Origin of the sequence: Xanthomonas sp. F10, from assembly GCF_014206815.1 — a bacterium.
In the GTDB taxonomy this organism is placed as follows: domain Bacteria; phylum Pseudomonadota; class Gammaproteobacteria; order Xanthomonadales; family Xanthomonadaceae; genus Xanthomonas_A; species Xanthomonas_A indica.
Window position 1 is genome coordinate 868,232 of record NZ_JACHNP010000001.1, and the last position, 18,351, is coordinate 886,582.

General features: G+C 68.8%; 16 protein-coding genes and 1 other RNA gene. 10 read left to right on the forward strand and 7 right to left on the reverse strand.

The window, feature by feature from the left end; genetic code table 11:
• Positions 1–16: 16 nt before the first annotated feature.
• Positions 17–1,120, reverse strand: a complete 1,104-nt coding sequence (locus FHR56_RS03890) for a LysR family transcriptional regulator (protein ID WP_160946023.1) — start codon at positions 1,118–1,120, stop codon at positions 17–19.
• Between the two features lie 126 nt (positions 1,121–1,246).
• Here FHR56_RS03890 and FHR56_RS03895 point away from each other — a divergent pair, with 126 nt between their 5' ends.
• The 6 genes from FHR56_RS03895 (at position 1,247) to FHR56_RS03920 (ending at position 8,969) form a co-directional block, all read left to right on the forward strand.
• A complete protein-coding gene (locus FHR56_RS03895) occupies positions 1,247–1,471 on the forward strand; it encodes a hypothetical protein (protein WP_160946024.1) in 225 nt (74 codons plus the stop codon).
• Positions 1,468–2,241: an SDR family oxidoreductase gene (locus tag FHR56_RS03900; RefSeq protein ID WP_184502404.1), complete on the forward strand. Its 774-nt coding sequence runs from the start codon at positions 1,468–1,470 to the stop codon at positions 2,239–2,241. Before FHR56_RS03895 ends, FHR56_RS03900 begins: the two co-directional genes overlap by 4 nt.
• On the forward strand, positions 2,238–3,443 hold the full coding sequence (locus FHR56_RS03905) for an efflux RND transporter periplasmic adaptor subunit (RefSeq protein WP_160946025.1): 1,206 nt from the start codon (positions 2,238–2,240) through the stop codon (positions 3,441–3,443). Before FHR56_RS03900 ends, FHR56_RS03905 begins: the two co-directional genes overlap by 4 nt.
• A 135-nt stretch (positions 3,444–3,578) precedes the next feature.
• Entirely contained in the window at positions 3,579–6,749 is a 3,171-nt protein-coding gene (locus tag FHR56_RS03910) for a multidrug efflux RND transporter permease subunit (protein ID WP_160946026.1), read from the forward strand.
• 31 nt (positions 6,750–6,780) lie between these two features.
• Entirely contained in the window at positions 6,781–7,515 is a 735-nt protein-coding gene (locus FHR56_RS03915; protein WP_010344281.1) for an SDR family oxidoreductase, read from the forward strand.
• Positions 7,509–8,969: an efflux transporter outer membrane subunit gene (locus FHR56_RS03920; protein WP_160946027.1), complete on the forward strand. Its 1,461-nt coding sequence runs from the start codon at positions 7,509–7,511 to the stop codon at positions 8,967–8,969. Before FHR56_RS03915 ends, FHR56_RS03920 begins: the two co-directional genes overlap by 7 nt.
• A gap of 234 nt (positions 8,970–9,203) precedes the next feature.
• Here the strand turns inward: FHR56_RS03920 and FHR56_RS03925 are convergent, their stop codons facing one another.
• The 4 genes from FHR56_RS03925 to ssrA form a co-directional block, all read right to left on the reverse strand.
• The gene (locus FHR56_RS03925; RefSeq protein ID WP_184502405.1) at positions 9,204–10,196 is read right to left on the reverse strand and encodes a GGDEF domain-containing protein; all 993 of its coding nucleotides are present in this window, start codon (positions 10,194–10,196) and stop codon (positions 9,204–9,206) included.
• Between the two features lie 509 nt (positions 10,197–10,705).
• The gene (locus FHR56_RS03930) at positions 10,706–10,879 is read right to left on the reverse strand and encodes a hypothetical protein (protein WP_184502406.1); all 174 of its coding nucleotides are present in this window, start codon (positions 10,877–10,879) and stop codon (positions 10,706–10,708) included.
• 538 nt (positions 10,880–11,417) lie between these two features.
• On the reverse strand, positions 11,418–11,801 hold the full coding sequence (locus tag FHR56_RS03935) for a VOC family protein (RefSeq protein ID WP_160946066.1): 384 nt from the start codon (positions 11,799–11,801) through the stop codon (positions 11,418–11,420).
• 122 nt (positions 11,802–11,923) lie between these two features.
• Positions 11,924–12,275, reverse strand: a transfer-messenger RNA (tmRNA) gene (gene ssrA / locus FHR56_RS03940).
• Positions 12,276–12,825: 550 nt separating this feature from the next.
• Here ssrA and FHR56_RS03945 point away from each other — a divergent pair.
• Positions 12,826–15,075, forward strand: a complete 2,250-nt coding sequence (locus FHR56_RS03945) for a S8 family peptidase (protein ID WP_160946067.1) — start codon at positions 12,826–12,828, stop codon at positions 15,073–15,075.
• A gap of 790 nt (positions 15,076–15,865) precedes the next feature.
• On the opposite strand, the gene smpB is transcribed toward FHR56_RS03945, so the two are convergent.
• The gene (gene smpB / locus FHR56_RS03950) at positions 15,866–16,369 is read right to left on the reverse strand and encodes an SsrA-binding protein SmpB (RefSeq protein WP_017908548.1); all 504 of its coding nucleotides are present in this window, start codon (positions 16,367–16,369) and stop codon (positions 15,866–15,868) included.
• Between the two features lie 58 nt (positions 16,370–16,427).
• On the opposite strand from smpB, the gene FHR56_RS03955 reads away from it, so the two are divergent.
• Positions 16,428–16,859, forward strand: a complete 432-nt coding sequence (locus tag FHR56_RS03955) for a ubiquinone-binding protein (protein WP_026144297.1) — start codon at positions 16,428–16,430, stop codon at positions 16,857–16,859.
• A gap of 5 nt (positions 16,860–16,864) precedes the next feature.
• Positions 16,865–17,119, forward strand: coding sequence for an RnfH family protein (locus FHR56_RS03960; protein WP_160946029.1), 255 nt, complete (start codon positions 16,865–16,867; stop codon positions 17,117–17,119).
• A gap of 27 nt (positions 17,120–17,146) precedes the next feature.
• Here FHR56_RS03960 and bamE read toward each other — a convergent pair whose 3' ends face one another.
• Positions 17,147–17,545 carry an outer membrane protein assembly factor BamE gene (gene bamE, locus FHR56_RS03965; RefSeq protein ID WP_019796584.1) on the reverse strand — a complete coding sequence of 133 codons (399 nt, stop codon included), beginning with the start codon at positions 17,543–17,545 and terminating at the stop codon, positions 17,147–17,149.
• A 103-nt stretch (positions 17,546–17,648) separates the two neighbouring features.
• On the opposite strand from bamE, the gene fur reads away from it, so the two are divergent.
• Complete coding sequence (gene fur, locus FHR56_RS03970; RefSeq protein WP_026143876.1) at positions 17,649–18,071, forward strand: ferric iron uptake transcriptional regulator; 423 nt, start codon at positions 17,649–17,651, stop codon at positions 18,069–18,071.
• Positions 18,072–18,351 lie beyond the last annotated feature (280 nt).

Consider the following 18,351-nt stretch of genomic DNA (forward strand, 5'->3'; position numbering starts at 1 on the left):
CCGCGCGCGGCGCGGCTCAGACCAGCGCCGCGTCCTCTTCGTCCTCGGCTTCCGCGTCCAGCGCCGCATCCGCAGGAACTGGTGCGGGAGAGGTGGCGATGCGCGGCACGTTGCCCAACGACTGCGTGTTCATCGCCACGCCGCTGCACAGGGTGAACTCGGCGCCGTCCTCGGCCTGCTGCGTGGCCAGCTTGGCCGGGCACTGCGCCATCATGTAGCTGACGTCGAAGTTGAGCTTGTCGACCAGGAAGTCGACGAAGGCGCGCACCTTCGGCGAGAGCATGCGCCCGCCCGGGAACACCGCGTTGAAGTCCAGGTCCGGCCCGACCCAGCCGCCGAGCACGCGCCGCGCCTTGCCGGCTTCGATCAGCGGCTTGATCGTCGCATCGCTGGCCAGCACCAGGCCTTCGCCGCAGACCAGGCCGCCGATCAGCGCCGCCGAGTCGTTGGCCAGCAGGATTGGCTGGACCAGGAACTCGCCGCTCTGCTTGCCATTGCGCAGCGGCCAGCACAGCCTGTTGCCGCCGTTGCGGCCGGTACTCAGCGCCAGCGTGCGGTGGTGCTGCAGGTCGTCCGGATGCAGCGGCTCGCCATGGCGTTCGATGTAGTAGGGGCTGGCGAAGACCTGGGTGCGGAAGGTGGCGAGCTTGCGCGCGACCATGGTCGAATCCGGCAGCGTGCCCATGTGCAGGGCCACGTCCACGCCTTCGGCGATCGGATCGACCTTGTCGCTGGTCATGATCATCTCCAGGCGCACTTCCGGGTGCTGGCGGTGGAACTCGCCCAGGATCGGCGCCACCCAGGAGATGCCGGCCGAGTAGGGCACGCTGAAGCGCAGCCAGCCGCGCGGGCCGGCCTGCAACTGGCCCACCGCGCTCTCGGCTTCCTCCAGTTCGCGGGCGATGCGCTGGCAATGCTCGTGGTAGACCGCGCCGGCCTCGGTCAGCCCGAGCCGGCGCGTGGTCCGGTGCAGCAGGCGCGCGCCCAGCCGCGCCTCCAGGTCCTGCACCTTGCGGCTGACGGTGGTCTTGGGCAGGCCGAGGGCATTGGCCGCGGCGATGAAGCTGCCTTGCTCGACCACCTTGACGAAGATCAGGGTGTCGTTCAGATCGTGGCTCATGGCGGTTCCTTGAGGTGGAGACGATTGGACCGGTAGCGGGACGATTATTCCCCTTAATTCGGACTAATCAAGTGCGGCTTTGGCGCCTAATTTGTCCGCATTCGCCATCACCGACGGTCTTTGCCCATGTCGATGCGCACCCTGTTCCAGTTTTTCGCCTGCCCCGATCGCCAGCTGCGGCGCCGTTCTGCGCCCGCGGCATCGGCGCAATCCCCTTATCCGAAAGCGTTTCGCGAGTTCACGCCGCCGCCGCGGCGCCAGGGCGGCAGCAGTTTGCGCCTGGGCGCGTCCGGCAACGACCGGCTGGGCCGCATCGCGATTGTCCCGTCGGCGGGAGGAAAAGTCCCGTGAGCGGGATGTTGGCCCCCGAGGTCCTAGTCCTCGGCGGCAGCGGCACGGTCGGGCAGGGCGTGGTGCAGGCGCTGCTGGAGGCGGGCAGCCCGGTGCTGGCGGTGGCCCGCGACCGCGCCCGGCTCGCGGCGCTGCGCGATCGTCACCGCGACGAGCCCGGCCTGGACGTGCTGTGCGGTTCGGTTGCCACCGACGCGGCCGCCGCGGCGTTGGTGGGCGAGGTCGCGCAGCGGCCGCGGCCGTTGGCCGCGGTGGTCGCCGCTTTGGGCAGTCCGCTGCGCCCCGGGCGCCTGCTGGAGCGGCCGCTGAGCGCGCTGCGCAAGCGCCTGGATGCCGACCTGCTGCCGCACCTGGCCGCGGCCCGGCATCTGCTGCCGCTGCTGGCCGAGCATCCGCGCGGCGGCCGCTACGTCCTGTTGGGTAGTCCCTGCGCGCTGCGCGCCTGGTCCGGGCATGGCGACAGTTCGGTGGCGTCAGCGGCGATCCGCATGCTCGCCCAGGTGCTGCACGAGGAAGCCAAGCCGCTGGGCGTGCACGTGCACCTGCTGTCGCTGTCCGAGCCGGTGTGCCGCAGCGACGACGCCATCGGCGATTGCCCGGACTGGTTCACCACCCTCGGTGTTGGCCGCGCCGTGGTCCACCTGCTTGCCGATCCGCAGCGGCCGGACCGCGCGCTGGTCGAAATCGATCGCCGCCATGTCGCGCGTCCGCGCAGCGCGCTGCTCAACGCCTTGCCGTTTTCCTTCTCCACCCACGAGGTCTCTCCATGAATCCGATTCCGATGCCGTCGCGCCTGCTGCCGGGCGCCCTGCGCCCGCTGGCGGTGGCGCTGCTGGTCGCCACGCTCGCCGCCTGCGGCAGCCAGGCCAACGAACAGGGCGCGCCGCCGCCGCCGAGCGTGGGCGTGGCGCCCGCGCTGCAGAAGCAGATCAGTCAGTGGGACGAGTTCAGCGGCCGTGTCGAGGCGGTCGAACACGTGGACCTGCGCCCGCGCGTGTCCGGCTACATCGACAAGGTCAACTACGTCGAAGGGCAGGAGGTGAAGAAGGGCGATGTGCTGTTCACCATCGACGCGCGCAGCTATCGCGCCGAACTGGCCCGCGCCGAGGCCGACCTGGCGCGCGCACGCACCCAGGCCAAGCTCAGCGCCAGCGAGGCTGCGCGTGCCAAGACCCTGTCCGAACAGCAGGCCATCTCCACCGAGAGCTGGGAACAGCGGCGCGCCGCCGCCGAGCAGGCACAGGCCGACGTGCTGGCCGCGCAGGCGGCAGTGGACAGCGCACGCCTCAACCTGGAATGGACCCAGGTGCGCGCGCCGATCGACGGCCGCGCCGGCCGCGCGATGGTCACTGCCGGCAACCTGGTCAGCGCCGGCGACAGCGCCAGCGTGCTGACCACGCTGGTGTCGCTGGACAAGGTGCACGTGTACTTCGACGCCGACGAAGGCACCTTCCTGCGCTATGCGCAGATGGCGCGCGACGGCCAGCGCCCGAGCGAGCGCGACGGTGGCCTGCCGGTGCAGGTCGGCCTGGTCGGCGAGGACGGCTATCCGCATGCCGGCAAGGTCGATTTCCTCGACAACCAGCTGGTGCGCAGCACTGGCACCATCCACGTGCGCGCGCTGCTGGACAACGCCGACCGCCGCTTCACCCCGGGCCTGTTCGCGCGGGTGCGGCTGCTCGGCAGCGGCCGCTTCGACGCGGTGCTGATCGACGACCGCGCGGTGCTCACCGACCAGGACCGCAAGTACGTCTACGTGGTCGACAAGGACGGCAAGGCGCAGCGGCGCGACGTGCAGCTCGGCCGCAGCGCCGAGGGCCTGCGCATCGTGCAGAGCGGCCTGTCCGCCGGCGACAAGGTCATCGTCGACGGCGTGCAGAAGGTGTTCATGCCCGGCATGCCGGTGCAGGCCAAGCCCATCGCGCCGACCACGTCCCCGACCGCACCGCGCCAGGCCGTCGCCCTCGACTGAGTCGCGGGCGTCGACGCATCACCGGCCGAGTCGTGCCGGCCGTACCCGCCGGGCCCGCAACGGCCCGGCGTCGCCACCGGCATGCCTGCGTCCGCGCCCGGCCCCCCGTTTCATCCGTTTCCAGGACCACCACCCATGGACTTTTCCAGATTCTTCATCGACCGGCCGATCTTCGCCGCCGTGCTGTCGATCGTCATTTTCGCCGCGGGCCTGATCGCCATCCCGCTGCTGCCCATCGGCGAGTACCCGGATGTGGTGCCGCCCTCGGTGGTGGTGCGCACGGTGTATCCGGGCGCCAACCCCAAGGTCATCGCCGAGACCGTCGCCACGCCGCTGGAGGAAGCGATCAATGGCGTGGAGAACATGATGTATATCAAGTCGGTCGCCGGCTCCGACGGCGTGCTGCAGATGACCGTGACCTTCCGCCCGGGCACCGATCCGGACGATGCCGCGGTCAAGGTGCAGAACCGCGTGGCGCAGGCACAGGCGCGCCTGCCCGAGGACGTGCGCCGGCAGGGCGTGACCACGCAGAAGCAGTCGCCCACCTTCCTGATGGTGGTGCACCTGACCTCGCCCAAGGGCAAGTACGACACCCTGTACCTGCGCAACTACGCGCGCCTGCACGTCAAGGACGCGCTGGCGCGGATCCAGGGCGTGGGCGATGCGCAGGTGTTCGGCGGCGGCGACTACGCGATGCGCGCCTGGCTGGACCCGGAGCGGGTGGCCGCGCGCGGACTCACCGCCAGCGACGTGGTTGCGGCGATGCGCGAGCAGAACGTGCAGGTCTCCGCCGGCCAGCTCGGCGCCGAGCCCATGCCCGAGAGCAAGTTCCTGACCCTGATCAACGCGCAGGGCCGCCTGCGCACCGAACAGGAGTTCGGCGACATCGTGCTCAAGGTCGGCGCCGACGGGCAAACCGTGCGCCTGTCCGACGTCGCGCGCCTGCAACTGGGAGCCGGCGACTACACCCTGCGCGCGCAGCTGGACGGCAAGAACGCGGTCGGCATCGGCATCTTCCAGGCGCCGGGCGCCAACGCGCTGCAGATCCGCGATCAGGTCATCGCCAAGATGGACGAACTGACCAAGCAGTTCCCGGACGACGTGAAGTATGAGGCGGTGTACGACACCACCATCTTCGTGCGCGACTCGATCAGCGCGGTGGTCCACACCCTGCTGGAGGCGGTGCTGCTGGTGGTGCTGGTGGTGATCCTGTTCCTGCAGACCTGGCGTGCCTCGATCATCCCGCTGATCGCGGTGCCGGTGTCGGTGGTCGGCACCTTCGCCGCGCTGTACCTGCTGGGCTTCTCGATCAACACGCTGACCCTGTTCGGGCTGGTGCTGGCAATCGGCATCGTGGTCGACGATGCGATCGTGGTGGTGGAGAACGTGGAGCGCAACATCGAGGAGGGGCTGACCCCGCTGGCGGCCGCGCACCAGGCCATGCGCGAGGTGTCCGGCCCGATCATCGCGATCGCGCTGGTGCTGTGCGCGGTGTTCGTGCCGATGGCGTTCCTGTCCGGGGTGACCGGGCAGTTCTACAAGCAGTTCGCGGTGACCATCGCCATCTCCACGGTGATTTCGGCGATCAATTCGCTGACCCTGTCGCCGGCGCTGGCCGCGCGCCTGCTGCAAGGCCACGACGCACCCAAGGACCGCCTGTCGCGCGGCATGGAGCGGCTGTTCGGCGGCTGGCTGTTCCGTCCGTTCAACCGCTTCTTCCATCGCAGTTCCGACCGCTACCAGGGCGCGGTGTCGCGCATCCTCGGCCGCCGCGGCGCGGTGTTCGCGGTGTACGTGGCACTGCTGCTGGTCACCGGACTGATGTTCAAGGCGGTGCCGGGCGGCTTCATCCCGACCCAGGACAAGATGTATCTGATCGCCGGCGTCAAGCTGCCGGAAGGCGCGTCGATCGAGCGCACCGACGCGATGCTGCGCAAGGTCGCCACCATCGCCATGCAGACCGACGGCGTGGCCCATGCGATCTCGTTCCCGGGCCTCAACGCGCTGCAGTTCACCAACACGCCCAACACCGGTGTGGTGTTCCTGCCGCTGAAGCCGTTCGCCGAGCGCCACCGCAGCGCGCTGGAAATCAATGCCGAGATCAACCAGCGCATCGCGCAGCTGGGCGAGGGCATGTCGTTCGCCTTCATGCCGCCGCCGATCCTCGGCCTGGGCAACGGCAACGGCTACCAGTTGTTCATCGAGGACCGCGCCAACCTCGGCTACGGTGCGCTGCAGAACGCGGTCAGTGCCATGCAGGGTGCGGTGGCGCAGACCCCGGGCATGAGCTTCCCGATCGGTACCTACCAGGCCAACGTGCCGCAGCTCGACGCCGAAGTCGACCGGGTCAAGGCCAAGGCCCAGGGCGTGGCCCTGACCGATCTGTTCGATACCTTGCAGACCTACCTGGGCTCGACCTACGTCAACGACTTCAACCAGTTCGGCCGCACCTGGCAGGTGATCGCCCAGGCCGATGCGCCGTTCCGCGAGAGCGTGGAGGACATCGCCCGGCTGCGCACCCGCAACGCCCAGGGCGAGATGGTGCCGATCGGCTCGATGGTGACGATCAAGCAGACCTACGGCCCGGACCCGGTGCTGCGCTACAACGGCTATCCGGCCGCCGACCTGGCCGGCGAAGCGGATGCGCGATCGCTGTCCTCGGCCGAGGCGATGGCCAAGATCACCCAGATCGCCAAGCAGGTGCTGCCCAACGGCATGGAGATCGAGTGGACCGACCTGAGCTACCAGCAGGCCACCCAGGGCAATGCGGCGCTGGTGGTGTTCCCGCTGGCGGTGCTGCTGGCGTTCCTGGTGCTGGCCGCGTTGTACGAGAGCTGGACGCTGCCGCTGGCGGTGATCCTGATCGTGCCGATGACCCTGCTGTCGGCGTTGTTCGGGGTGTGGTTGAGCGGCGGCGACAACAACGTGTTCGTGCAGGTCGGCCTGGTAGTGCTGATGGGCCTGGCGTGCAAGAACGCGATCCTGATCGTCGAGTTCGCCCGCGAGCTGGAGCTGCAGGGCAAGGGCATCGTCGAATCGGCGCTGCAGGCCTGCCGCCTGCGCCTGCGCCCGATCGTGATGACTTCCATCGCCTTCATCGCCGGCACCGTGCCGCTGGTGTTCTCGCATGGCGCGGGCGCGGAAGTGCGCTCTGCCACCGGCATCACCGTGTTCGCCGGCATGCTGGGCGTGACCCTGTTCGGTCTGTTCCTCACCCCCGTGTTCTATGTCGCCCTGCGCAAGCTGGCCGGGCGACCGCTGGTCTCGCATGCGCCGGCCCACGCCGACGCGCCGGCGCACGGCTGATCCTTTTCCCCTTCTTCTCAGGAGTTTCGCAATGAACGCAGCACACAAGATCGCCCTGGTCACCGGCGCCACCCGCGGCATCGGCCTGCATACCGTGCGGCAACTGGCCGAGGCCGGCGTGCACACCCTGCTGGCCGGGCGCGATGCCACCCGCGCCAGCGCCGCGGCCCTGGAACTGCAGGGCGAGGGCCTGCCGGTCGAGCCGCTGACCCTGGACGTCACCGACGCCGCCAGCATCGCCGCGGCGGTGGAGACGGTGCGCGCACGCCACGGCCGGCTGGACATCCTGGTCAACAACGCCGGCATCCTGCGCGACGACCTGCGCCTGAGCGTGTCGCAGCAGTCGCTGGAGTCCTGGCGCGAGACCTTCGACACCAACCTGTTCGGCCTGATCGCGGTCACCCAGGCGTTCCTGCCGCTGCTGCGGGAAGCGCCGGCCGCGCGCATCGTCAACGTCTCCAGCCTGCTCGGCTCGCTGACGCTGCACAGCCAGCCGGGCTCGCCGATCTACGACTTCAAGGTACCGGCGTACAACGTGTCCAAGAGCGCGGTGAATGCCTGGACCATCCAGTTGGCCTACGAACTGCGCGAGACCCCGATCAAGGTCAACACCATCCACCCCGGCTACGTGAAGACCGACATGAACGCGGGCGAGGGCGAGCTGGAGGTGGCCGACGGCGCGCGCAGCAGCGTGATGATGGCGCTGCTCGATGCCGATGGCCCCACCGGCAGCTACACCCATGTCGGACAGGTGCTGCCATGGTGATCCGGCCCGCACTTGGCGCGCTGGCGTTGGCGCTGCTCAGCGCCTGCGCCAGCGTCGGCCCCGACTATCACGCACCGGCGCAGCCGGCGGTGACGCTGCAGGGCGCGGCGTCGCCGGTGTTCGCAACGGATTCGCCGGTCGCGTCCTGGTGGGCGCAGTTCGACGATCCGGTGCTGGAGCAACTGGTACACGACGGTCTGGTCGCCAACCTGGACCTGCGCATCGCCCTGGCGCGTGTGCACGAGGCACGCGCCGTCTTCGCCGAGCAGCGCCTGGACCAGGCGCCGCACGTGACCGCCGGCGGCGACTACACCCGCGGCAAGGCGCCGGACGCCGATGCCGGCGGCGCGCGCGTGCTGACCGAGAGCTACAGGCTCGGCTTCGATGCCGGCTGGGAGCTGGACCTGTTCGGGCGCCAGCGCCGTGCCAGCGAGGCCGCGCGTGCGGATCTGGAGGCCGAACAGGCCGGCTTGGCCGACGCCCAGGTCACCGTGGCCGCGGAGGTGGCGCGCAACTACTTCGCCCTGCGCGGCACGCAGAAGCGCATCGCCCTGGCGCGCACCACGCTGGACAACCTGCGCGATACCCAGCGGCTGACCGAGACCCGCTGGCGGCTGGGCGCGGGCAGCGAACTGGACGTGCAGAGCAGTCGCGCACGGCTGAAGGCGATCGAGGCCGATATCCCGCTGTTGGAAGTCGACGCCGCGCAGGCGCGGCACCGGCTGGCGGTGCTGCTGGGCAAGCCGCCAGGCGCGCTCGATGCGCTGCTGGCGCCGCAGCCGACCCCGGCTTACGCGCGGGCCCTGCCGCTAGGCGACACCACGCAGTTGCTGCGCCGGCGTCCCGACGTGCGCAGCGCCGAACGTCGCCTGGCGGCAGCGACTGCGCGGGTCGGCGTGGCCACCGCCGACCTGTTCCCGCGGATCAGCCTGTCCGGCTTCGTCGGCTTCCTGTCTGGCGATGCCGGTGCCCTGCTGCACGGCCGCAGCAAGGCCTGGTCGCTGACCCCGTCGATCCAGTGGGCGGCATTCGACATGGGCAGCGTGCGGGCGCGCCTGCGCGCGAGCGAAGCGCAGGCCGACGGCGCCGCCGCCGACTACGAGAAGGCGGTGCTCGGCGCGCTGGAGGACACCGAGAACGCCTTGACCGCCTACGCCCACGAACAGGCACGGCTGGCGATCGTGGCCGAACAGACGCAGGCCGCGCAGCGCGCCGAGGCGCTGGCGCAAATCCGCTACCGCGAAGGCTCGGAGGATTTCCTGACCCTGCTCGATGCGCAGCGCACGCAACTCACCGCCGAGGCCGACCTGGCCGACGCCGAAGCGGCGGTGAACATCGGCGTGGTGCGGGTGTACAAGGCGCTGGGCGGCTGGGGCCAAGATGCGGGCACGGACGCCGGCAGCAGGGACGTTGCGACCACCGCGGGGGCGGCGTCTGCGGTGCAGTCGCGTTGAGTTGTAGGCCGCAAAGGCCGCGGTGCTGGCCGCCTGCACGCACCGTGGCCTTCTCGGCACCTCACTTCATCTGCTTTTTGTCAGCATCAGGCCGATGCGGGGTTTCCTGTAGGAGCGGCTTCAGCCGCGACGGGCGTTCCCGGTGTAGCCTGTCGCGGCTGAAAGCCGCTCCTACGGAGGCTGGTGACGGCTGCCGGACCGGATCGCGCCGCGTCTGCTGCCGGTGCCCGCCGCTCAGTCCTGCGCCACGTCCTCGGCGATCACGTAGCGGTCGCGTCCGTTGTTCTTGGCCTGGTACAGCGCGGTGTCGGCGCGCGAGAACCAGTCGTGCCATTGCGCTTCGTCGCACAGCATCGCCGCGCCCAGCGACACGGTGATGGTGCCGTTGGGGCCGCGCAGCGCCGTGCGCGCGGCATCGTGCAGGCGCCTGGCGAAGGCCGACAGTTCGGTCGCGGACTGCAGCCGCGCCACCACCACGAACTCCTCGCCGCCGAACCGGAACACCTCGTCCGGCGCGCGCACCTGCGCGCGCAGCAACGTGGCCAGGTCGACCAGCACCCGATCGCCCTCGGCATGGCCGTAGAGGTTGTTGACCTCCTTGAAGTGATCGATGTCGAGCACGATCAACCCATGCCGGCGGGTCGCCCGGCGTGGATCGGCCACCCGTTGCGACAGGCTGCGCTCGAGCATGCGGCGGTTCGGCAGCCCGGTCAGCGAGTCGTGCGAGGCCAGCTGCTCCAGTTGCACGCGATCGCCCTCCAGCCGCAACGCCAGCATATAGCCCAGCCCGGTGATCAGCAGCGACACCGCCAGCATCGAGAAGAAATGCTCGGCACCCAGCGTGCTCGGGGTGACCACCAGCAGCACCGCGATCAGGGTCGCGTTGCAGGCCAAGGCGACATTGCGCGTGACCGCGAAGAAGTTGCTCATCATCACCAGGTACAGCCACGGCACCGCGGCATGGCGCAGCACATGGCAGGCCAGGGCGCTGCCCAGCAGCCAGCTCAGCGACAGCAACGGATCCATGCGGCCGTCGCTGCGATGCAGGGCCAGCCAGGTCGCCAGGGCGGCCAAGCCGGCCAGGGCGGCGCCGGCCAGCGCGGTGAACGGCGCGCCGATCGCGATCTGGTAGAGCGCGAACAGCAGCAGCACCCCGGCCGTGGAGGGGCCGAGAACCTTGATGATGCCGAGCCGGAAGTGCCGGCGCAGGGTCAAGCCCGCGCTCACGGAGAGGCGCTCCGGCACGGCGCACGATCATGGCGGGCGGGTGGACTGGGGCGGGCGACGAACATGGCGACGTCAGGATGGCGGAGGAATGTTGCGATGACATAGGCAAGTTCCATGCCTGAAGCTCTTCTGTGGTGCGCATCCCGATGCTGAACACGGGACACTGGAATTGCCGACACCTTGCGCGCCGCGACGGCATCGCATTGACGCAGCGACCGGCGTCGCGCCGAGCGCCCGCGCCACGCGCCGGCTGGGTCTGGTTGCGGCGGCTAGGGCAGGGCCGCGCAAAGACGCGCGCCCCTGCTGCCTTCTGCCTCTGGCAGAAGGTTGCGCGCGGCGCCGGATGAGGGGCGGGCAAGGTCAGCCGCGCTGCGCAAGGCGTACCCGCGGTCGCGTCAAAACGGCGATGCGCAAATCGATGTGCGAAGCCGCCGCGGCGCCGCCGCGCATGCGGCCCGGTGGCGTTGCCGGCGCGGGCGGGATCAGCGCGCTGGCTCGCCAGGGATGGGCTAGGCTTCGCTACCGTCGATGGCCTTGAGCCCCTTCTGGCTCAGCGCGAGATCGCCGTCCTCGCCTTGCGCCGCATAGTCCTCGCGCACCGCCCAGGTCGCCTCTGCCTCGCTGACCGGCTTGGTGGCGTGGATGTCCTGCAGGATGCGCAGTTGTTCCTGGGTCAATGGCATGGCAAGTAGTCCGAATGAGGGAGGGTAGCCTCACCGTACAGGCCGGCGGTGACGGGCATGTCGGTGCGTCACTGCGGTGGCGAGATTGCTTGCATTGTCGTGGTGGCGCGATCGCGGCAATCCGCGAACTCGCGTGCGCCATCTCCTCTCATCGCGCGGCCACGACGCTGCCGACATCATTCCGCAACGCCTCGAGGACGCCGGCGTAACGGGTGCCCACGCATGATGCGCCTACCAGCTGTGCGGCCGGGGCGATGCCTGGGGCTGCTTCAAGGATGCAGGCATCCGCGGCTGGACCACTTTCTTCGCGCACCGGCAGGCATCCCACCTGCCGGTGCGTTTGCGTTTTGCGTTTCGCGCAGCGCGGTCGAAGTGCGCGGCTCGCTACCGACCTCTACAGCGCACGGGCAGCATCTCGGATCTGAGGCACGTCCCGCACTGGCGAGGTCCATTGCCGCCGACTTTGCCGCGGGTTTGGATGCCTGCCATCTGCGAACCGATGGGGGCCGTGCAATGGACCCGGAGTCGTGTTGCCGACCTAGCTGCTCAGTGGGTTGAAGACCGCTTCGACGCGGTGCCCATCCGGGTCGACCACGAAGGCAGCGTAGTAGGCATCTCCGTAGTCATGGCGGAGGCCGGGTGCGCCATTGTCGTGACCGCCGGCCTGCAGTGCGGCGCGGTGGAACGCGTCCACCTGCAACTGCGTTGCCGCGGCGAACGCCAGATGGAAGCCGGGTCCCGGCGCTGTGGCGTGGTCATGCAGTTTTAGGCAGAACAGATCGTCGCTGCCCTCGGCGATGCCATATCCAATCGCGGTCTCGTCTTCGAACACGCGCAGGTAGCCCAACGGCCGCAGCGCGGCATCGTAGAACGCGCCTGCCACGGCAAGATCGCGGACGCCAAACGAAACATGGTGGAGCATCGTGCTACCCGTGCGAAGCGTTGGGGAATTGCGGGGTGCGGGCACCGCCAGTCGCGCGGTGGCGCGTCCCAAGCACCGAACGCGGGACAATAAAAAACCCCTGACGAATCAGGGGTTTCGAATGGTGGAGGTGGGCGGAATCGAACCGCCGTCCGAAGGCACTCCATCCCCGGCACTACATGCTTAGCTCATCGTTGGATCTCATCCCGGAACAGCACGATGTGCGAAGCGCATCCCGGGACCAGCCTGCTTGATTTAGCCAATGGCTGACAGGCAGCCACCACCGGCGATTCCGTGATAATGACCCTACGTCGCGAGCACGGACACAAGCGATTTCGGGGCTAGGCCTTAAGCGGCCAGTGCGTAGTTGTCGTCGTTGGCAACTATAAGTTTGCGGCTGGATTTACGAGGAAAGCTGCCCCCTCGGCATGCGCCAAGCGATTTTGCAACCCCCGTCGAAACCAGTGCACCCCCGGGGACAACGTCAAACGCTGACACCGCACAGTGTAGGGATCGGGGAGGGCAGTCACAAGTCTTGCGACAGACCGCGCTTAAGCTGGCTTCACTGCGGTGCTGGCCCTGCGGCGCCGCGGTCCCCCCAGCATGGAGCAACGCAATGGCAAGCAGACAGCCGCGTGGCCGCAGCAGCGGGTCCGCGCCGAAGGCACCCGTCACGTCCTCTGGGTCCACGCCGGGCAAGCCGCCGGCGACATCCGCCGCCAAGCCGAGAGCGGCAGCGCGCAAGACGACAGCCGGTGGCGCGCGTGCTGCCAAGGCGCCCAAGGCGGCGACACCGGCACCGACAGCGACGGAGGCACCCGCATCGGCACGGGCCGCTGCACCGTCCCGACCCAACGTCGCGGCTCCCAGCGTCAGCAGACCAGCCTCGGCGATGCCCGCCGCCACGCCACCGGCCGGCACCGCGTTGCGGCGCAAGGCCACCGGCGAAGGCTCGCTGGCGCAGGGGCGGGCACGCACGGTCGTCTACATCCACGGCATTGGCAACAAGCCGCCGGCCGAGGTGCTGCGTTGCCAGTGGGACCGTGCCTTGTTCGGCCGCGCCATGGGCGAGCGCACGCGCATGGCCTACTGGGTCAATCGCGAACGCTATCCGTCGCCGGAACCGGGCGATTGCCAGGATCAGGATCGCGGCCCGGTGTTGAACCAGGCCGAGCAGCGCGTGCTGAGTGCACTGGGCGTGGCCCCGCAACTGGCCGATCTGCGCCAGCTCGCCGATACCTTGGCCGGCAGCGAGGTCGAGCGCGCACGGCTGCAGCAGCTGCTGGATGAAGTGGAGGCGGCGGCGCCGGCGCCAGCGACGGCAACCGCCGACGTGCAGGCGCAAGGCGTGGTCGACGTGCTCAACCGCGCGTTGCTCAAGCTGATCTCCGCGGCGCTGCTGCAGGACGTGCACGACTTCTTCTTCGTGCCGGCGCGACGCACGCAGATGCGCGAGAGCCTGCTGCAGCGCATCCGCGCCGGCGGCGGCCCGTTCGTGGTGATCGCGCACAGCCAGGGCTCGCTGATCGCCTACGACGTGCTGCGGGAGCTGCAGCCGCAGGATTGCGAGGTCTCGCTGCTGCTCACGCTCGGCTCGCCGCTGGGCCTGCCGGTGGTGCGCAGCATGTTCAAGGAGTGGACCGGCACGCCGACGCTGCCGTTCCCGCCCTGCGTGGCGCGCTGGGTCAATGTCGCCGAGCGGCGCGACCCGGTGGCCCTGGACGACGATCTCAGCGACGACATCGGCGATGCCGACGGGCGCTTCCAGAACATCGCCGGGTCGAAGATCAACCCGGATTGGCAGCACAACCCACATTCGGCCGCCGGCTACCTGTCCATCCCCGACGTGCGGGCCGAGGTGCGGCGCGCGGTGGGGGTGGGCTTCGACCAGCCGATCGCGCATCCGGTGCTGATCAAGGATCTGTCCGACCAGTTGGAGGCGCGCGCGCCGGACTATCGGCACGAGGTGCTGATCGAACTCGAACGATTGTCCGATGCCGGCGATGCGGCGCAGCGCAAGCATGCGCTGATCGCGGCGCTGCGCGCGCTGACCCAGGCCTCCACCGGGCTGCAGGGCGAGGCGCTGGATGCGCAGATCGAACTGGAGGACACCCTGCAGCGCTACGTGTCGGCGCGGCTGACCCGGTTCGAGATCGAAAGCCTGCGCGAGCGCTATCGCGACCTCAACCTCAAGCGTTTGTGGCGCGATGCGGGCAAGCGTGCGCTGATCTACCAGTCGCGCAGCACGATCCAGGTGGATGCGGCGCAGGTGGCCTATCGCGCGCTCGGCGCCGGCATCGGCTGGGCGGTGCTGGACAGCGGCATCGCCGCGGCGCATCCGCATTTCCACGTCGCCGGGCAGCCGCCGACCGTGCTTGCCCAATGGGACTGCACCCAGCGCGGACGCCCACGCGCGCTGCGCCCGGGCGAGGCCGGTTTCGATGCGCTCGACGGCAACGGCCACGGCACCCACGTGGCCGGCATCATCGCCGGGCAATGCGAGGCGCCGCTGCCGGGCGTGCCGGCCACCGCGCCGCTGCAGTTCGCCGGCATGGCACCGTTGGCGCGGCTCTACGGATTGAAGGTGCTGGACGACGACGGCAACGGCCGCGACTCGTGGATCATCAAGGGCGTGCAGCAGGTGGCCGAACTCAACGAGCGCGCCGGCGAACTGGTGGTGCACGGGGTCAACCTGAGCCTGGGCGGCTACTTCGACGCCGAGAGCTACGGCTGCGGCTTCACCCCGCTGTGCAACGAACTGCGCCGGCTGTGGCGGCAGGGCGTGGTGGTGGTGATCGCGGCCGGCAACGACGGCCTGGCCTGGCTGATGCAGGGCGATGGCGAGGCCTATCCGCTGAACCTGGACCTGAGCATCGGCGACCCGGCCAACCTGGAGGAATCGCTGGCGGTGGGCTCGGTGCACAAGAGCAGCCCGCACAGCTACGGCATTTCGTATTTCTCCTCGCGCGGCCCCACGGCCGATGGACGCTACAAGCCCGACCTGGTCGCGCCGGGCGAAAAGATCCTGTCGGCCCACCACGGCTATGCGGTCGCGGATCCGGGCACCTGGATGGTGGAGATGAGCGGCACCAGCATGGCTGCGGCGCATGTGTCGGGGCTGATTGCCGCCTTCCTGTCGGTGCGCCGCGAGTTCATCGGCGCCCCGGATCGGGTCAAGCAGCTGGTGCTGGCGCAGTGCCTGGACCTGCAGCGCGATCGCTACATGCAGGGCAGCGGATTGCCGAGCTTGATGCGGATGCTTGGTGGGACGTGAGCGGGGCGGGGATGATCAGCCATTCGGCTGCTGAAAAGCCGGGGAATCGGGAGTGGGGAGTCGCAACAGCAGTTCCCTCGGCGGCACGGTCTCCCTTGTAGGAGCGGCTTCAGCCGCGACGCGCTGAGGTTTGGACTCGGGATTCGGGATTCGGGATTGGGGGATCACAACGGCGGTTGCCAGGCCGCATCGTTTTCATCGGGGAATCTGCTTTCGCCACGACGGGTGAATGCCAACGTTTCCGGATGAGGGCATGAAGCGGGTTGGCGCGTCTTCTGCCACCGGCGCGCCCGAATCGCGTCGAGATTCCGACTTCATCGCGTCGCAGCTGAAGCCGCTCCCACAAGGGCGTTGATACGCCAAAGAGGGTTTGCGACTGCCGAAATTTCGGCATTGCTGCGCTGCGCTGCGCGTGCAACTGAGCGCGTGCGCCGTGACGTGGCTTTCGCGAATCCCGACTCCCGGCCCGACCGCGTCGCGGCTGAAGCAGCTCCTACACAAAAGGCGAGGCGGGCAAGAGCGCTGAGACGGGCACGGGAGACTCGCCCTTGCGAATCGCACTCCCCAATCCCCTGCTTTTCAGCAGCCAGATGGCTGATCATCCCGGCTCCTCAGGTGCGGCTGAGCTGGTGCTCCGGGGAACGGCCTCTCGACTCCCCAATCCCCAATCCCGGCACCGCGTCGCGGCTGAAGCCGTTCCTACAGAAAAAGGCTAAGCGGGTAGGAAAGCTGAAGCGGGCAGGGGACCCGCCCCTGCGAATCCCCAATCCCGAATCCCAAATCCCCGCCCTCACGCATTCTTGTTGTGCCGGCGCATGATCCGTTGCTTGTCGCGGGCCCAGTCGCGGTCCTTGGCCGCGTTGCGCTTGTCGTGGTCCTGCTTGCCCTTGGCCAGCGCGATCTCGAGCTTGATCTTGTTCTTGCTCCAGTACATCGCGGTGGGCACGAGGGTGTAGCCGTCGCGCTCGACGCGGCCGATCAGCTTGTCGATCTCGTTCCGGTGCAGCAGCAGCTTGCGCGTGCGCCGGTCGTCGGCGACCACATGGGTGGAGGCCTGGATCAACGGGGTGATCTGCGCGCCGAACAGGAACAGCTCGCCCTGGCGCACGAAGGCGTAGCTCTCACCGATGTTGGCGCGGCCGGCGCGGATCGACTTCACCTCCCAGCCCTGCAGGGCCAGGCCGGCCTCGTAGCGGTCCTCCAGGTGGTATTCGTGGCGCGCGCGCTTGTTCAGGGCGATGGTCTTGTTGGCCGTCGCGCCGTTTGCTTTATCCTTGACGGGTTTCTTGCTCATCTTGCTATTGTCTCCGATTCGGGGCCTCCCGAACGTCTTGGTCCCACTTCCCGTCCGAATGCCTATCATCCGCCGCAGCGCTCTGGTCGAACACGCCGCAACGCGCATGTTCGATCTGGTCAACGACGTCGCCGCCTATCCGCGCCGGTTCGCCTGGTGCGATGCGGCCCATATCCTCGAGCAGAACGACCGCGTCCTGGTGGCACGGCTGGACCTGGGGCTGGGCTCGTTCCGCACCTGGTTCACCACCGAGAACAGCCTGCAGCGCCCGGATCGCATCGATATGCAGCTGCGCGACGGCCCGTTCAAGCGCCTGCAGGGGCAGTGGACCTTCCAGGGCTTCAACGAACACGCCAGCAAGGTCAGCCTGATGCTCGACTTCGAGCCGGCCTCGCGGCTGCTGGGGCCGGCGCTGGCGCTGGGCTTCCAGAGCCTGGCCGACCGCATGGTCAACGACTTCGTGCGCGTGGCCGACCGGGAACAGGCCTAGCCGCCATGCAGATCGAGGTGGTGCTGGCCTGGCCGGAGCGCTTCGTGTCGAAGCGGCTGGACCTGCCGGAGGGCGCGACGGTTGCCGATGCGCTGGCGGCCGCCGCATTGCCCGAGGCGACGCCCGACATGGCCTGCGCGGTGTATGGCGACATCGCCGCACCGACCCGGCTGCTGCAGGAGGGCGATCGGGTGGAACTGCTCAGGCCGCTGCTGATCGATCCCAAGGACGCCAGGCGCCGTCGCGCCAAGCCGCGCTGAGCGGCCAGGCCCCACGTGGCCGCTGGCTCATTCGCCGCGGCGCTGCTTCTTCTTGTCCTTGGCCAGGTTGCGGCCGAACTGGCGCACGCTGTTCTTGGCCAGCTCTTCGTCCTGATCCGGGAAATAGTCGCCTTCCCAGCGGGTGACCATGTCGTTGTCGAAGAACACCACGAAGTTCTTGATCTCGGTATGGCCCAGGCGATCGACACGCTCGGTGGAGGTGTAGTCCCAGCGCTGCGCGTGGAACGGATCCGGAATCGAGGGGCTGCCGAGCAGCGCGCTGACCTGCTGCTTGCTCTGTCCGACCTTGAGCTGCTCCACGGCCGACGGCTTGATCAGATTGCCCTGGTAGATGGGCTGCTTGTAAATGATGCCGCAGCCAGCGGTGGACAGGGCAACAGCGGCGACCAGCAGGAGATTGCGCATCGGGGACATGGCTGAATGAAATCGCGTCGATGATACACTCCCGGCGACCGCCGCGACCCATTCCCAGGCAGCTGGCGATAAACCAGCTATGAACGGAGACGCCATGGAATCCCACGATCTGCGCAAAGTCGGCCTGAAGGTCACGCACCCCCGGATGCGCATCCTCGAGCTGCTGGAGCAGAAATCGGCGCGGCACCACATGACCGCCGAGGAGATCTATCGGCAGTTGCTGGACCACGGCGACGAGATCGGCCTGGCCACGGTGTACCGGGTGCTGACCCAGTTCGAGGCGGCCGGGCTGGTGCTCAAGCACAACTTCGAGGGCGGCCAGGCGGTGTACGAACTGGACCGCGGCGGCCACCACGATCACATGGTGGACGTGGATACCGGCAAGATCATCGAGTTCGAAAGCGCGGAAATCGAGGAACTGCAGCGCAAGATCGCTGCCGATCACGGCTATGAGCTGGAAGAGCACTCCCTGGTGCTTTACGTGCGCAGCAAGCGGCCGAGCGGCAAGAAGGGTTGAGTTCCGCCGCCGGGTGAACCCGGTCCGCGTGTGGCCCCTCCTTGTGCGCCAGATGCGCGAGGGCTTCGCCACGGACCCTCACCCCAACCCCTCTCCCGGCAGGAGAGGGGCTACTGCTTCTCCCTTCTCCCATCGGGAGAAGGTGCCCCGCAGGGGCGGATGAGGGTGCGGGGGTGCCGCGTGGATCACGTCAGCGGGTCGCTCCGCGCCTAACCCTCACCCCAACCCCTCTCCCGGCGGGAGAGGGGCTTGTTGATGCGCGCGGCTTAGCTGCATTGGC